The 15,379-nt window shown below is 47.6% G+C and carries 18 protein-coding genes and 2 tRNA genes; 14 read left to right on the top strand and 6 right to left on the bottom strand.

From position 1 onward, the window contains the following. The first annotated feature begins 20 nt into the window (after window positions 1–20). Window positions 21–386: a response regulator gene (locus tag AXX12_RS02455; RefSeq protein ID WP_066237653.1), complete on the top strand. Its 366-nt coding sequence runs from the start codon at window positions 21–23 to the stop codon at window positions 384–386. Between the two features lie 51 nt (window positions 387–437). Here AXX12_RS02455 and AXX12_RS02450 read toward each other — a convergent pair whose 3' ends face one another. Beyond that, window positions 438–1,193: a sulfite exporter TauE/SafE family protein gene (locus tag AXX12_RS02450; RefSeq protein ID WP_066237651.1), complete on the bottom strand. Its 756-nt coding sequence runs from the start codon at window positions 1,191–1,193 to the stop codon at window positions 438–440. A gap of 102 nt (window positions 1,194–1,295) precedes the next feature. Between AXX12_RS02450 and AXX12_RS02445 the strand changes: the two genes are divergently transcribed. From AXX12_RS02445 to AXX12_RS02420, 6 genes are all read left to right on the top strand, one after another. Continuing rightward, window positions 1,296–1,526: a hypothetical protein gene (locus AXX12_RS02445; RefSeq protein WP_066237648.1), complete on the top strand. Its 231-nt coding sequence runs from the start codon at window positions 1,296–1,298 to the stop codon at window positions 1,524–1,526. 194 nt (window positions 1,527–1,720) lie between these two features. Beyond that, window positions 1,721–2,632, top strand: a complete 912-nt coding sequence (locus AXX12_RS02440; RefSeq protein WP_156478571.1) for a metal ABC transporter solute-binding protein, Zn/Mn family — start codon at window positions 1,721–1,723, stop codon at window positions 2,630–2,632. Window positions 2,633–2,635: 3 nt separating this feature from the next. Further along, window positions 2,636–3,400 carry a metal ABC transporter ATP-binding protein gene (locus AXX12_RS02435; protein ID WP_066237647.1) on the top strand — a complete coding sequence of 255 codons (765 nt, stop codon included), beginning with the start codon at window positions 2,636–2,638 and terminating at the stop codon, window positions 3,398–3,400. Next, window positions 3,400–4,236 carry a metal ABC transporter permease gene (locus AXX12_RS02430; protein ID WP_066237646.1) on the top strand — a complete coding sequence of 279 codons (837 nt, stop codon included), beginning with the start codon at window positions 3,400–3,402 and terminating at the stop codon, window positions 4,234–4,236. The genes AXX12_RS02435 and AXX12_RS02430 overlap by 1 nt, the downstream gene beginning before the upstream one ends. A gap of 17 nt (window positions 4,237–4,253) precedes the next feature. Then, window positions 4,254–4,658, top strand: coding sequence for a Fur family transcriptional regulator (locus tag AXX12_RS02425; RefSeq protein WP_082816663.1), 405 nt, complete (start codon window positions 4,254–4,256; stop codon window positions 4,656–4,658). Between the two features lie 286 nt (window positions 4,659–4,944). Then, the gene (locus tag AXX12_RS02420; protein ID WP_066237641.1) at window positions 4,945–5,361 is read left to right on the top strand and encodes a pyridoxamine 5'-phosphate oxidase family protein; all 417 of its coding nucleotides are present in this window, start codon (window positions 4,945–4,947) and stop codon (window positions 5,359–5,361) included. A 180-nt stretch (window positions 5,362–5,541) separates the two neighbouring features. Here the strand turns inward: AXX12_RS02420 and AXX12_RS02415 are convergent, their stop codons facing one another. Further along, window positions 5,542–6,459: an LPP20 family lipoprotein gene (locus tag AXX12_RS02415; protein ID WP_066237635.1), complete on the bottom strand. Its 918-nt coding sequence runs from the start codon at window positions 6,457–6,459 to the stop codon at window positions 5,542–5,544. A gap of 346 nt (window positions 6,460–6,805) precedes the next feature. Further along, window positions 6,806–7,759: a magnesium transporter CorA family protein gene (locus AXX12_RS02410; RefSeq protein WP_066237632.1), complete on the bottom strand. Its 954-nt coding sequence runs from the start codon at window positions 7,757–7,759 to the stop codon at window positions 6,806–6,808. A gap of 368 nt (window positions 7,760–8,127) precedes the next feature. Here AXX12_RS02410 and AXX12_RS02405 point away from each other — a divergent pair. Both AXX12_RS02405 and AXX12_RS02400 read left to right on the top strand, forming a co-directional pair. Continuing rightward, window positions 8,128–8,216, top strand: a tRNA-Ser gene (locus AXX12_RS02405). Window positions 8,217–8,267: 51 nt separating this feature from the next. After that, window positions 8,268–8,358, top strand: a tRNA-Ser gene (locus tag AXX12_RS02400). Window positions 8,359–8,476: 118 nt separating this feature from the next. Here AXX12_RS02400 and AXX12_RS02395 read toward each other — a convergent pair. Beyond that, window positions 8,477–9,115 carry a lactate utilization protein gene (locus tag AXX12_RS02395; protein WP_066237629.1) on the bottom strand — a complete coding sequence of 213 codons (639 nt, stop codon included), beginning with the start codon at window positions 9,113–9,115 and terminating at the stop codon, window positions 8,477–8,479. 125 nt (window positions 9,116–9,240) lie between these two features. Here AXX12_RS02395 and AXX12_RS02390 point away from each other — a divergent pair, with 125 nt between their 5' ends. After that, entirely contained in the window at window positions 9,241–10,128 is an 888-nt protein-coding gene (locus AXX12_RS02390) for a LysR family transcriptional regulator (RefSeq protein ID WP_066237626.1), read from the top strand. A 77-nt stretch (window positions 10,129–10,205) separates the two neighbouring features. On the opposite strand, the gene AXX12_RS02385 is transcribed toward AXX12_RS02390, so the two are convergent. Continuing rightward, complete coding sequence (locus tag AXX12_RS02385) at window positions 10,206–11,147, bottom strand: nitronate monooxygenase (RefSeq protein ID WP_066237624.1); 942 nt, start codon at window positions 11,145–11,147, stop codon at window positions 10,206–10,208. An 86-nt stretch (window positions 11,148–11,233) separates the two neighbouring features. Continuing rightward, window positions 11,234–11,425, bottom strand: a complete 192-nt coding sequence (locus tag AXX12_RS02380) for a DUF4177 domain-containing protein (protein ID WP_066237621.1) — start codon at window positions 11,423–11,425, stop codon at window positions 11,234–11,236. A gap of 150 nt (window positions 11,426–11,575) precedes the next feature. Between AXX12_RS02380 and AXX12_RS02375 the strand changes: the two genes are divergently transcribed. The 4 genes from AXX12_RS02375 to AXX12_RS02360 all read left to right on the top strand — a co-directional run bounded on the left by AXX12_RS02375 (window position 11,576) and on the right by AXX12_RS02360 (window position 15,251). Continuing rightward, complete coding sequence (locus tag AXX12_RS02375) at window positions 11,576–11,893, top strand: aspartyl-phosphate phosphatase Spo0E family protein (RefSeq protein WP_066237618.1); 318 nt, start codon at window positions 11,576–11,578, stop codon at window positions 11,891–11,893. A gap of 238 nt (window positions 11,894–12,131) precedes the next feature. Beyond that, window positions 12,132–12,593, top strand: a complete 462-nt coding sequence (locus AXX12_RS02370) for a 3D domain-containing protein (protein WP_066237615.1) — start codon at window positions 12,132–12,134, stop codon at window positions 12,591–12,593. A gap of 185 nt (window positions 12,594–12,778) precedes the next feature. Continuing rightward, window positions 12,779–13,972: a DNA polymerase IV gene (locus AXX12_RS02365; RefSeq protein ID WP_269448380.1), complete on the top strand. Its 1,194-nt coding sequence runs from the start codon at window positions 12,779–12,781 to the stop codon at window positions 13,970–13,972. A gap of 145 nt (window positions 13,973–14,117) precedes the next feature. After that, entirely contained in the window at window positions 14,118–15,251 is a 1,134-nt protein-coding gene (locus AXX12_RS02360; protein ID WP_066237613.1) for a M20/M25/M40 family metallo-hydrolase, read from the top strand. Window positions 15,252–15,379: the final 128 nt, after the last annotated feature.

Below are 15,379 nucleotides of genomic sequence, written 5' to 3'. Positions count from 1 at the left end.
CGGGGCTTGGAGGGATTTTAGTGGCGCGAATTGTGATTGTCGACGATTCGAAGGCTTTCCGTTCGCTGTTGAAGGACATATTGACTGACGCTGGCCATGAAGTAATTGCTGAGGCGGAAAACGGACAAATTGGCTTCGAAGAATGTAAGCGTCACCAGCCTGATATTGTTACACTTGATATTGGTATGCCGATAGTTGATGGAATTTCCGCCTTAAAAATGATCCGAGCGGAGCTTCCTGCTGTTAAGGTCATCATGATCAGCGCCGCGAGTGAAAACGGTAAAGTGCTTGAAACGCTGAACTTAGGAGCTTCCTACTACATATTAAAGCCATGTGATGCAAAATATGTTACAACTGTCATTAACGAGGTATTGATCCGCCCATAATAAAACGTCAGCCCCCGCAAGAGGTCTGACGTTCGGTCACAGAGCGTTCAATCAACGCCCTGATTGGAGAAAATGTGATAGGCCGTTATAGGCGGTCATAACTCCGCTGATCGAGATCACGCCGATTGCGATTCGCCGGAAAACTTGCGGATTTAAGCGGTTGAATAGCTTTTCGCCCAACCATACGCCAAATGCGACCGCTGGTATGCTGACTACGACTGGCATTAGCAGAGAAGCTGGCTGAAGTGTTCCAAACCCATATGACAACAGTAGAGTGGCTAGATTGCCGAGCAGGAAGTACCGGGTCAAATTGGCGCGGAGGCGTTCCTTTTCGGTTTTTTCATTTAAATAGTATAATACGAGAGGTGGTCCACTCAGGCTAGTAGTCGCTCCGAGAAAACCGCTAACCATGCCAACTAGGTTTTCCGCTAATCGTGGACGGGTAACCCGGACTGTGTAGTTAGCGCACATAGCGCAGGTTGTTACCAGCAATGTGACACCAATAAACGCTTTTAACGCATCCGCGCTGATCGAAGTGATAATATAGGCGCCGGGGAGAGCACCGGCTAGGCTTGCTAGGAACAACGGGGCAATGTCAGCGAAATGGCCTTCGACCTTGGCGCCAAGTAGCAGCATTACTTTAGTAATGACGCCAGTTGCTAGAACTATCATAACGGCATCTTTAGGGTCCATAAAAAAAGCAAGTAGTGGCGCCGCCGCCAGTGCATAACCAAAACCGGTTATGGTTTGCAGGAAGCTAGCAAATGCAGTGATCGCAAATACAGAAAACAGTGTTGTTGTGATCATGCGTATTCTCCTTAACAACATTAATATGTACAGTATACACCTGCTGCTTTGCCCCGACAACCCTTAGACTATGAAAAGCGGATGTCGAAAGGAGTGTTTTGAATGGACTATGTCATTATTGGTGTATTGGAACATGAAATTGAGGCAAGTCTCCTGGAAGCTGTCTTACAAGATCAGGGAATCTCGTACCGATTACGCTCATACCGCGATATTGCTTATGATGGCTTGTTTCAGGCGAGTTTGGGCTGGGGCGTGATTTATGCTGATGCCGCTAATCGAGAAGAGATTCTTGCCATTCTAGCCGATATACGAATACCGCAGGAAGATAGTTGAGTTGAGCCGCCGAAAGGCGGCTTTTGTATATCACTGGAAATACAATAATCTATACGCAGCCCTCTGCGGGCCCCTCTGTATGCTCTGCGCACTCTGCGGTTAGCGTCTCTTCTTTTCTTGTATAATCTAGATTTGACATGGAGATAATATGGGTATATGATAATAGTAATGATTACTAATAAGAGGTGTTCTATTTGTTGTACATATCCCGATTGCTAACTGTCATGCTGTGCCTAACTTTTGTTCTCAGCGGCTGTTTCTCCCGCCCGGCGGCAGAACCTAAGGCGTCAGCTAAACCGATTGTCGCTGTTTCTATTGTACCCCAGGAATCATGGGTCAAAGCGATCGCTGGCGATTTAGTGGAAGTTGTGACTTTGATTCCTCCTGGGAAAAGCGCTGAAACCTATTCGCCGACTCCACAGCAGATGACGCAGTTCAGCAAAGCGTCTCTCTATTTTGTTATGCAGGTCCCAGCTGAGACAGCTAGTATTTTGCCGAAAGTACGTGATTTGAATCCGAAAGTACGCATTATCGACTTGGCGGCAGCCTCCCGGGCCGTATATCCGGAGCTGGAATTGGAGGAACACGGTCATGAGCATGGTCAGGGACATGCTCATGAAGAACGTGATCCGCACATCTGGTTATCCCCTAAGCGAGCTATCGTGATGGTTCAGACCACTGCCGCTGAATTGGCGGCATTTGATCCGCAAAACAAGGCAGTTTACGAGAAAAATGCACAAGACTATCTTGTTAAACTGCGTCAGCTTGATCAGACGATTCAAAATCTGCTAAAAGACAGTAAAAGCAAGACGTTTATTATTTACCATCCGTCACTTGGCTATTTTGCTAACGACTATGGCTTAAATATGCTGGCACTGGAAGCGGGCGGTAAGGAAGCGACTCCGCAAGAATTGCAGAAGACAATTGAGCGGGCCAAGAAAGAGAACTTTAAGGCGATCCTGTATGAAGAAGAAATGGATAGCCGTCAGGCAAAAACCTTTGCGGCGGAAATCGGCGGTGTCACGCAGAAGATCTCTCCATTTGCGGCTGATTACATCGGCGGGTTAGAGAGTATCGCCAAGACGCTTGCAGAAGGAGCTAGATAATCAATGAATGCAATTGAATGCAATCAGGTTAGCGTTTGGTATGATGATGTTTGTGCCCTTGAAGATGTGACATTAACCGTGCCTGAAGGGGATTTTCTCGGTATTATTGGGCCGAACGGCGGCGGTAAAAGCACTTTGTTGAAGTCCATCCTCGGACTACTTTCTCCGAGTAAAGGCAGCATATCTATTTTCGGTCGCAGTCCGGCTGAAGCCAGCCGTCTGATTGGCTATGTGCCGCAGTTTTCCCGATTTGATCGCCACTTTCCGGCCAGCGTGTTGGATGTTGCGCTGATGGGGCGTTTGCCGTCCCGGCTGTCTGCTTTCTTTTCCTACAGCAACCGTGATCGCCAATTTGTTGAAGACGTACTGGAACAGCTGGATATTGGCGATCTAAAAAATCGTCAAATCGGTCAATTGTCAGGCGGTCAAATGCAAAGAGTTCTGATTGCCAGAGCTTTGGCTGCAGAACCAAAACTTCTTTTATTGGATGAACCGACGGCTAGTGTCGACTCCCGCTCAAAGGAGCAGATTTATGGTTTGTTGAAAGAGCTAAACCGGAAGCTGACGGTTGTCATTGTCACGCACGATGTGGGCGTGATTTCCTCACACATTCGCACGATTGCCTGTTTAAATCAACGCCTCCACTACCATGGTGAGACCGAGCTAAACGATCAACTGGTCGAAAGAGTATTCGGTTGTCCAGTGGAAATTATCGCCCACGGCGTGCCGCATCGGGTTCTAAAATATCACGGAGAGGATATTGCTTAATGATTGACGGATTATTTCAGTTTGCTTTTCTGCAACACGCTGTTATCAGCGCGATACTAGCCAGTATTGTCTGTGGCGTTATGGGCGCTATCATCAGTGAAAAGAAATTGGTCATGATGAGCGGCGGTATCGCTCACACTGCATTCGGCGGCATTGGTTTGGGACACTTCCTGAAAATCGAACCGATGATCGGTGCATTGGGCTTTGCGGTATGCGCGGCTCTTGGCATTGCCCGTATTCAGAGGGGTACCAGAACAAACTCAGATTTGCTGATTGGGATGTTCTGGTCACTCGGAATGGCGCTCGGGATCTTGTTTATTGCCTTAACTCCCGGTTACCCGCCCGATATGTCATCCTATTTATTTGGCGATATTTTAACTGTATCGCGTCTTGACATTAACCTCATGCTGGTGCTGGACGCGGTGATCGTGTTCGCAGTGTGGGCGTATTTTCCTTTGTTGAAAGCGTTTTTGTTTGATGAGGAATTTGCCCGGGTATTGGGAATTAACACCCGCCTCTTGGAGAACCTGCTGTATGTTCTGATCGCCCTGACGATTGTCATTGTGATTCGTGTTGTCGGGATTATTCTGGTCATCGCCCTGTTGACCATTCCACCGGCTATCGCCAAGCAATTTAGTTACGACCTAAAGACGATTATGCTGCTATCAATCGGTTTTGGTATCACCTTTTGTTTATCAGGCTTATGGCTATCCTATGAATTGCATCTATCATCCGGCGCGGCAATTATCTTGATTGCAGTCGCTGGCTATTTGGTTGCTTCCGGCTGTCGTGCCCATCAGCGGCGTAAAACTGCTGCTGCGGCTAAGGCAGCTTAGACGGAAGGGGGATTATAATGGATACTTTAGAAAAGCCTAACCGAGTAAGGACTACTAAACAGCGTCAGGCAATCCTCCAGGTGATTCGCAGTAGTCGGGCGCATTTGACTGCTGATGACATCTTTCAGCAAGTAAAGAAAAGCCAGCCTAATATTAGCTTAGGCACAGTCTACCGAAATCTGGAGCTTTTGACCCAGGCGGGGTCGCTTTCAAAGGCGGTTTTTTCTGATGGCAAGGCACGATTTGAATTTACTGGCGCACATCACCACCATTTGATTTGCCTTAGCTGCGGTTCGACGGTTGATATTCCGGTTTGCCCTGTTGGCGAGGAAGTGACTGCATTTATGAAAAGTAGCAATTTTCAGCCCTGTCATCATCATTTTGAGGTATATGGCTATTGTGCTCAGTGTGTGACGAACTGAGAGATACGTTTTACCGCAAAGTACGCGGAGGGAACGTCGAGTACACAGAGGGTTACGGTATCATTAAAAAATAGTGCCCTCTGCGGGTGCCCTCCGCGTACTCTGCGTACTCTGCGGTTAACGTTCTCCGCTCTTTCCTATATTTCAGCGATGCTATAAAGTCTTATCATTAGAAATGCCGCTAAGTCTCATAGGTATCGGCGGTTTTTTTATTTCTGGTTCTTTTTTTGCCTCTCCGTAATAGTATATATCGGGAATAGTAGGCGGCAGGCGTGGAGGGGTGCGTGTGTACGAACGCGAAGTCATAGCCCTGCTAGAAGGGCAAGTAGTTTTTGTTGCGACTGTAAGTGGTATCGCGCCGCAAGTGAGGCCGATGCGGGCACAGCTTGATGAAGATGGCGCCGTGTGGCTGTATTGTTCAGCCTGCCGGCGTGCTGATGAGATTGCGATTAATGATCAGGCCGCCTTGTGCATTGTTGATGACGACGGTGCATTGCTGCGGATGAATGGTCAGCTAGAACCTATCTCAGCCCAAATGAGCTTCGATAGAGGCCTGTGTGGATCGGCTGCATATCGTCTGCGAATTCATTCCATACTCTTTAATCCGCCTGGCGGAGGTACCTATACGCAAGTCGAGTGTCCGCAGGATTTAGACGGGATTTTATTACAACCGGAGAGCTCGTTGTCTTTACAGCGACGTTGAAAATGAAACTGAAAAGCCATCCAGGAATATTCCTGGATGGCTTTTCAGTTAGCTTAGGGGCATTCAGACGCCCCATTTTTTGTTGCCTATGAGACTCGCAATATCTGATGCAGATTAGTAGATTAGCATCACTGGACGGCATACCCCCTACGGGTGAAACATAGATGGGTCCGGCCTAGATTAATGTTCGAGTACTACTGCACACTTGGTCAAGAACCCAGTCGAGCTGCTGGCGGCCAGAACCGCATCGCCGTCAGCTTTGCTGATGATAACGTTACGATTGTGGTCTTTTACCGCAACTGCCTTGATAAAGAGCGGATTTTTGCCAGCGCGAGACTGACCTTTTTCCGCTAGTGCAATAGTGTCAGCAGAGCTGGCGTAGTCGACGAGACCAGTATCTATCACATAACTGCGTTCAACATACATATTGCCGTATATGACGCGGCCTTCAGTGTCAAATACCATCGGTCCCATTGAACGCTCAAGGTCAAGACCTCTCGCGTCGATAACTAAGCCAGTGTATTGATACTGGTTGTCTACGACTGACGGAGTGTATGTCGAGCTGATCGGGGGGAGCGGCTGTGGGATGGTGGGAGCGAGTCTGTCTTCAATCGCGCCGGCAAGTCCGCCATGACCGTACATTTTAATAACCATGATAACTTGATAGGAGCCATCAGGCAACTCTTGTTCGCGAACGATGCGAGCGCCTCTTACTAGACCAGAAACTCTAGTTTTTACGGTATCGCTGGCGATAGCCAGATTTTCCATGGTCGTTTCGGAGTCTACTTGCACTCCTTTGATTGCTTCGAGCAGGTTGCGCTGTGCGTCAACGATTGCGGCACGGCGGGCGCTTCCTTTCGACTGAGCTGGGTGGTGGACATTAGCAGAAGGAACGCCAGTGCCAACCGCTTCAACGGTATCCGTTTCCCAGTTGATTTGCCCGTTGCCATTGGCGACTTCTTGAACAGCGCCAGGAGCATTGCTGACGATTAGGATGTTAACATTGTTGGCGGCCGTCGGGTTGGCACCAGCAGCAATCGGTAGACTAGCGACTAGTAAGAAACAGAGAGCTAGGACGAGTATTGCTTTGCGACTCATGGTAGTACCTCCTTAGTATTTGCCTTATTTCAGCGTGCTTCCACATTAAGAGAACTATTGGAAACATTTGTTATAACAAGAGTGAGATTACTAAAGTTCTGAAGTTGACTCCCAGGAAATGATCTCCATGTTTTATTCTGGAATAAGGACGAAAGTCCTCTTAATATGTAATATTTTGTCGAAAATTCCACTAGGATTTACCTGATGACCAAACTACTCTACTGCTCCTGCCTCTAAGCGGGGCTTATCTTAAAGAAAGTGGTAGAAGGCAAAAAAATCACCCTCGAAGGGTGATTTTGGTTTCAATGAGCAAAAGAGTTCGCGATAGCGGGTTCTTCAGTCAGTTCTATAGCATTCCCTTTTTCCATAACCCATAGGCTCCTATGATCGCGAGGGCAAACGAGAATAAAACTACATACCAGAATCCCAGCGGGTGTTCCGCGCCAAAGGGAATAACTAAATTCATTCCGAAGAAACTGGAAATCATGGTGGGGATGGCTAGCAGAATAGTCATAGACGCCAGGAATTTCATAACCATGTTTAGATTATTCGAGATAACCGAAGCGAACGTGTCCATCATGCCGGTTAAGACGTGACTGTACATTTCGACCATTTCTATTGCCTGTTTGTTCTCGATGATGACATCTTCCAGCAAGTCTTCGTCTTCTTCATATACTTTAATGATATGCTGCAGTTGGGTGTTCATCCGGATGCGCAAGAGGCGTTCAAGCACAATGCCGTTCGCGCGCAAAGACGCCGAAAAGAACGTAAAGCCTTTTTGCAGTTCGAGCAATTGAAACAGCTCACGGTTCTTCATGGATCGCCGAAGCTGACGTTCAATTTCATCAATGCGACGGTTAATCTGCTTAACATACATCAAATAGTAAGAAGCAGATTTATAAAGTATTTGAAATAAGAAGCGAGTCTTCTTAATCGTGTTGAAGGTTTTAGCTGTCGAGGGATTGAAGTCCCCTAGCACTCGGTTATTTTCCAGACATACAGTAACAATATGATCTGGAGTGAGAATAATGGCAAGCGGCAGGGTATCATAGGTGTCCAGACCGCGCATGACTGAGATATTAGTGATGACTAGCAGACAGTCGTCTTCAATTTCTGTACGCGAGCGTTCTTCTTCGTCAAGGGCTGCTCGCAAAAAATCCATTGGTGCATTTGTTGCCGTTGCGACCAAGCACAATTCTTCTACAGACGGATTAATAAGGTTAAACCAAATCCCCTTCTCACAGGAAGTAGTTGTTAGTTCAAGCAACGTATCACCGTCGCTTTTATACATGCAAAGCATAATGCTCCCCCTTTCTCTTGAGGGGAGTATAGCCATTGTTCCCAATAAGGGCGGAAGGCGTATCATCTATGTGATTGTCCAAGTCCAATCAATCAAATTACGCCTAGTCGGCTTGCTCACCACAGAGTAGCCGAAATTCGCAGGCGGGAAAAATGGGTATACTCCCTTCGATACTGGTCAAATATACCTTCCACGATGGACTAGGGTGGTCTACATCCATTTTTCTCACCTGCCTTGCGTTTTACTCTGAATTTAGAGCGGTAATTACACTATACTTCTTGGGTAGCATATAGTCAACCATATTTTCCTTAGATACATTTGTTGACACACGGGTGTCAGTTTGTTATAATATTGAATGTGTCGGACACGGAGGGGTGTCCGAGCGGTTTATGGAGCTGGTCTTGAAAACCAGTGATCCCGCAAGGGACCGTGGGTTCGAATCCCACCCCCTCCGCCAGCTTTACTCAAAGATGGCAAAACTTCACAATGACACGCAGTTTTCATACACGGAGTGGTACTCAAGTGGCTGAAGAGGACGGTTTGCTAAATCGTTAGAGGTCGTGAGGCCTGCCAGGGTTCAAATCCCTGCCACTCCGCCAAAGAAAAGACGGCTATTGACCGAAAGAGTTGATAGTCGTTTTTTGTTGCCTCGCGGTTGTAAATAGACAGGCTCTCGCCGAGTAATCGGTGAGAGCCTGTCTATTTAAAGAGTCCGGCCTAATAGCCTAGTTCTTCGCCCACTATCCAAACATGTATATCCGATACTGGCGGACGCTTGTGAATTACGGTGTTAACATTACATAGCCGTGTAGGACCTTGGCAATCCACACAGTAGCCGGTTTGTACACAGGGGTTAGGACGTTTCAACCGGATGTTGTTTTGCGGCGCTGCTGTTTGGCGAATGCGTTCTTGCGCGGCTTCGAGGTCGCTCACGATTTTATTGATACCAGCCAGAACGATCACCTTTTTTGGGCCAAATATCATGGCTGCGACTCTGTTGCCAGTGGCATCTGTATTGACCAGTCTACCATCGGCGGTAATTGCGTTGGTACTGGTCAAGAATACGTCACAGGTAAGCTGTTTGCGACGAATATCCAATATTTCCTCTGGGGTTAAGCCTGGTTTATGGTGACAAAAGACGGTATTGCCACGCGCTTCCAGTTTCTCGACCAAGCCCAATTGGATTAGTGTCCACGACCCGCCGATGCCGACAGTTGCGTTTGCCGGAATGACGGATAGAAGTGTCTCTAAAGCGGCTTGGGCAGTTTCAAAATAGGCGGCGCTAAATCTGTTTTTCTGTAACGCTTCTACTGTCTGGGCTCCAAGCAGTTGCTGCGGATTCATTTGCTCACTCATTATTCGTTCCCCCTACAATTAGATCTTCATACTTGTTAACTACAATGTAGCATGATATTGTTTATATGTATAATTAGTTGTATAAATCGAAACGATAGAAAATACGTATAGGCAGGGAAGCGCTTTTGGAAATTAAACAGTTGCGAACGTTTATTGCCATCATCAGTGCCGGAAGCTTTGCACAGGCTGCGGAGCATTTGGGGTATACGCAACCTACATTAACGACCCATATTCAATCTTTGGAACGAGAACTGAATGTAAAGCTGTTTGACCGGCTGGGGCATCGTATTCGTTTGACTCGGCAAGGCGAACGGTTTCTCAGTTATGCAGAACGTATTCTTAAGCTGGCTGCTGAAGCTGCTGATGCAGTGTCTAGCGAAGAAGGCGGCTATGGGAAGATTATTATCGGTGCCAGTGAAACGTTTTCTGTGGTTCGTCTCCCGTTACTTTTGAAAGATTTTCGCAAGAAACATCCGGCTGTTGACATTGAACTGCGATTCGGTGATATGGCCAAGTTTCATAATGACTTAAAAAACAATACCATAGATATTGCTTTCATTCTCACAGGCAAGGTTCCTTATCCAAGTCTTGCTACGGAAATACTATGCCCAGAACCGATGTCGCTGATTGCTTCGCCAGAACATTCCTTCACACAGAAATCTGCCATAGCAGTTTCGGACTTTGCGACAGAAGATTTCATTGTCACCCAAGAAGGTTGCGCTTATAGAGCGTTCATTGAGCAACTCCTAGAAGCCAATTCGATTAAGCCACGCTCATTTATGAAGGTGAAAAATATCGAGGCAATCAAACAGTTCGTCATCGGTGGACTAGGGTTGGCAATTTTGCCGACGATTTATATCGAAAAAGAAGTAGCAGGCGGTTTATTGGTTGAGTTGCCGTGGAGTGGTCCGGATTTTGGAATGTACACACAGATTGCCTATCATAAGGATAAGTGGTTGTCGCCTGTCGTGCTGAGCTTTTTGGAGTTAACTCGCAGTACGTTTAAAAATTGATGCAAAAAATGAGGACTCATCTAATCCAATTAAAAAGGCTCTTCCCGCCGAAGTTTGGCGAGAAGAGCCTTTTAAGTCTATTTTACCAGATAGGCTGCAGTTGATAGGAGATGAACTGTCTCGGCAATGATTTCATCAATAAGTGTCTGAGCCGGCTTGATTTCGCGCAATCTATTGAGGCTTTGTCCCACTTGAACAAGGCCGTTTTCTACATCACCGTCAACCGCAGCTAACTTATTGGTCCCTGTTGCCAGATTGTTTAGCTCTTCATCTGGAGCGCCACTGACTTCGAGAGCTAAGAACTTATCCGTGAACTTGCTTTTCAGACCTCTGACGCCATGACCACGGGAATAGCCAGTTACCACCGATTCTGTATCGCTGGCAGCAATGATCCGCTGTTTGGCATTCATGTGAACTGTACATTCTTCCGCCAGCAAGAAGCGAGACCCCATTTGCACGCCTGATGCTCCCATGAGCAGAGCTGCCGCCATGCCTCTACCATCGACAATACCGCCGGCTGCAATGACCGGAATGCTCACTTCAGGTATGACGTTGGTTAATAAAGCCATAGTAGTTAGAGTGCCAATATGCCCGCCAGCTTCCATTCCTTCAATGACCATTGCGTCCGCGCCAGCCGCTTCAACACGTTTGGCCAACTTTACACTGGGTACGACGGGAATCGCTTTGATACCGGCTTTATGGAACGCGTCAAAAAACGGCACAGGATTGCCAGCGCCTAAGGTGACAAACGCCACTTTCTCCTGGCAAATTACTTCAACGACTTCATCTTTGTTTGGTGCCATCAGCATAACGTTTACGCCAAAGGGCTTATTGGTTAAGGTTTTGGTCTTACGGATTTCGTCACGCACCCAGTCTGTCGTCCGGCCGCCGGTAGCGATGACGCCTGCGCCGCCGGCATTTGATACTGCTGCGGTTAAGTTTGCTTCTGATACCCAGGCCATCGCACCTTGAATTATCGGATATTTAATGCCGAGTAGTTTTGTTATTTTTGTTTCCATAGTTATCCCTCCGTAAATTCTACTTTGTTGAGAAGATGCTTATCATCGTTTAGTTTGTCCCTGCAAAATGCAAAGCATTGATCTAATTACTTTTCCCGGTAAAAAACCAGCATTACTGTGTCCTTATCGAGAAACATCGTTTCGCCATCGAGGGTTTTATCAAAAAACCAGCCAACGGCGGCTTGTTCGTTCAGAATACGCTCCAGACCTGAGGCATCGAGGCGGGAGAAGCCAAATGTGCTTTTTTTCTTGACTTCTAAAACTTTATATTCGCGCATAGTATCCTCCTATTCACAGCCTATATCCAAATTATAGCATGATGGTCAACTTGAGAAAAGCCACTTTGGATTTTCGCATGATTGCAATCGATGGCGGGAAAGATAATCTATAGAATACAAAGGAATTTTTCTGACGAAAGGGGAACAACGATGAATCAAACCACCAACCAGATGACTAATCAAACGGCACCTGGGCTAATTAATCAATCAGTCATGGCCCAAACTGCCCCAACTTCACAAGTGGCAGCACAGGGGCAAAATACAACCCAAATGCAAAATAGCCAATTCAGCCAAATTATTCAGCAGGTTGACGAGCTCAAGCAATCGTTGCACAATTTTATTGACCAAGAGGACTTCCCAGACGCGAGAGTGATCGCAGCCAGCGGTAGGTTGGAGGGACAACTTAATCAGTATTATCAGCTTGCAGTGGAAAAAGAAAATCAAAAACCGGGGTTGGAGACTTTTTGACAGGTAAAGAACGGTAATTAGCCGCGAAAATGCGAAGGACGTTGCGCACCTGAGTAAGGGAACGTTCCCACTGCGTGCACAGATTGTCTTTACATTTTGGCGGCCCGTTTTTTCTGTATGAAGAAAATGCTGGTAAAAAAACGTCGAAATGTGGTAAGGTATTTATACGCCTAACCTAAGCAGAATTTTCCGACTCGCACCAGGCGTGGATGGGCTAGTTTTCATGCGAGGTGACGCCATGAGCCCGATGACCCCAAAGCCATCGATCAGACGGTCGCTTTTGCGTAAGGTGATTTTTGTTGAACTTTTGTTAATTGCATTGCTGTGGGTGGGATTTATCGCGCTGAGCACTCAGGGGTTGGATGAGATGGCGGCAAGGCGTGTATTTCCGTATGTCCGGATAATGGAAGTGACGGCCTATACAGCCGGCCATGAGAGTACGGGCAAAGATAGCGATCATCCTGATTTTGGTGTAACGGCCAGTACGTACCGGCTCAGTATTGGCTTAGGAGAACTCTGCATTGCTGCACCACCGGATATTGCATTTGGAACCAGGATCTTCGTGCCTGGGTATGGAGCGGCAACTGTGAAGGACAGAGGTGAGGCAATCCAAGGAGATTGCCTAGACGTTTATTATGACGATTTAGAGCAGGCTAGGTTATGGGGCAGGAAACGCCTGCCTGTTCTGATTTTCCCCTGAGACCGTTCAAAAGTCTATCTGTTTTGGAGAAGTACGGGTACCATTCCGCGGAGGGTTACAATGTTTGAGTCAGCAAAGCTGGCAAATATTTCTTTCGCCTCTGTGTCCTCCGTGTACCCTCTGTGTACTCCGTGGAAACGTTCTCCGTTGTTCCTAGTCTCATTTACTGTTGGAAGCTATTACTTTTGCAACAGACTGCTAGGGGGGTAACGCTTACGCAACGCTGGATCATTCACGTTGATATGGATGCCTTTTTCGCCTCGGTCGAGCAGCGTGACAATCCTGAACTGAGAGGCAAACCGGTCATTGTTGGCGGTTGCGGCTCGCGGGGAGTAGTCGCGACCGCTTCGTATGAGGCTAGACGGTTTGGCGTGCGTTCAGCGATGTCGGCGACAGAAGCCAAGCGTCGCTGTCCGCACGGTATTTTTTTGCCATGCGATCATCGACGCTATGCGCAGGTATCACGGCAAATCCGTCAAATCATGGACGACTTTTCGCCTTTGGTTGAGCCACTTTCGCTTGATGAGGCGTTTCTTGATGTGACAGGCATGGAGTGGTTGTACCCTGACCCTGTCGATATAGCAAGGCGAATTAAAGACCGCATTAGCAGCGAGGTTCACTTGACTGCTTCAGCCGGTGTAGCGCCAAATAAGTTTCTGGCTAAAGTGGCATCTGATTTAAAGAAACCAGATGGCCTAGTTGTTGTGCATCCAACAGAAATTGAGGATTTTCTTGCTCCGCTAGCGGTCAGCCGTCTTTGGGGAGTGGGTGCGGTGACGGCAAAGATCTTGACAGATCATGGAATCAAGACCATTGGCCAACTTGCGGCTGTTGAATTGTCTCGACTGGAGACTTGGTTGGGCAACGCTGCTGCGGAGCTAAAACAACTGGCAACTGGCAAGGATAATCGGCCAGTAGTAGCTGAGCATGCACCAAAATCAGTGGGAAATGAAGAAACCTATGAACATGATATTTACGACCCGGACGAAGTTCGGACACAGCTACTTAGATTGGCGGTTAACGTTGCTTGGCGGCTCCGGCTGCTGGGGTTGACTGGCCGAACAGTGACGGTGAAGATTCGGTGGGGGTCGTTCAAAACTGTCACCCGCAGCCAGACGCTAGCTGAACCCACTTGTCTGGATGAGGTGATTTATACAACTGCTTGGGAATTGACGCGAAAAGCTGCGACACAAGAAGGAATCCGCTTGTTGGGCATCACGTTGTCAAACCTAACAACCGGCAGCGGGCAATGCTCATTGTTTGACGGCGATGCGGAAAAAAAACTGGCTGTTGCGACCGCAGTTGATAAGCTGCGAGCGAAATTTGGCTCTGAGGTTGTATCCAGAGGGAGGCTTTTGCAGGCAAAACCGCCTTCCTAGAGTCCGGTTGGCCGTATGCGATATAAGGGTGATACCGGCAATTTTTCCTGTACAGGCGGACTATTCGGCAGGAATAAGGGCATCTTTTAGCTAATATGTATACTCTATGAAAACAATCCTATCTACATATATGAGGAGGCGGAGTATGGTTAATAAAGAGCGAGTACTCAGTGAATTTTTTGAGCTTGTGCGGATTACCTGCCGAACCAAAGCAGAACGAGAAGTAGCGGACGTTTTGAAACAAAAAATAGCGTCTTACGGCTGGGAAATTAGCGTCAGTGAAGATGATGTGGGCCAAAAGATTGGCGGCAACTGTGGAAATGTATACTTTTTCCTGAAGGGCAACGTAGCTGGAGCGCCTAGTCTGTTACTGAGCGCTCACCTTGACTGTGTGGAACCTAGTGCAGGTGTTGAACCAGTATTGAAGGACGGAATCATAACCTCAGCGGGAGATACGATCCTTGGCGGTGATGATAAAGCTGGTGTTGTCGCAATTATGGAAGCTCTGCGGGTTATCCATGAGCAGAACCTGCCACATGGCGACATTCAGGTCGTATTTACCGTCGCAGAAGAGGGCGGAGTCAACGGCTCAAAAAATATGGATCCCAGCTGGTTGAAGGCCGACTTCGGTTTTGCGCTTGATTCGAGTGGTATCCCCGGCAAAATTATCACTGAGGCGCCCGGGCAGAACAAAATTGATGTCATCATGCATGGCAAAACTGCGCATGCCGGACTGGCACCTGAAGAAGGCATTAATGCCATCGTGGTCGCTGGCAAGGCCCTGGCAGAATTGAAGCAAGGTCGGATTGACAATGAGACAACCGCCAATGTTGGTTTAATCAAGGGTGGCGGGGCTACCAATATTGTACCTGATAAAGTTGAAATCTTCTGCGAAGCGCGCAGCCGCGATATGGCGAAATTAGATGCTCAGACAAAAAGCATGGTGGCAACCTTTGAACAGGTAGCTGCTGCGAATGGCGCGAAAGCCGAAATCAGCGTGAAAAAAGCCTATGGCCCATTTGTACTGGCTGCCGATTCCTTGCCAGTCAAAACAGCAGTTAAGGCGGCTGAAGCAATCGGTCTTACACCGTCTACCGAGGCAACCGGCGGCGGCAGTGACGCGAACTTCTTCAACACTTACGGCGTTCCTACCGCCGTACTGGCTGTGGGTATGAGCAAGGTCCATACAACCGACGAATATATTAAGGAAGTTCATTTGTACCAGACGGCGGAATGGATGGTAGCCATCATCCAAGCTGCGTCAGGAATGAAAAAATAAACAGAAACGCGGACGCTCACAGCGTCCGCGTTTGTTATTATATGTCCGGGTTATTTTAACCGGTCAAAAATCGTTTTTCCCCGTTTTGTACAATACACAGTGGCCCTCTGTTACCCTCCGCATACTTT

The organism is Anaerosporomusa subterranea (assembly GCF_001611555.1).
GTDB classification, from domain to species: domain Bacteria; phylum Bacillota; class Negativicutes; order Sporomusales; family Acetonemataceae; genus Anaerosporomusa; species Anaerosporomusa subterranea.
The sequence above is the reverse complement of the archived record's forward strand: the minus strand, read 5'-3'. Positions and strand labels throughout refer to the sequence as shown.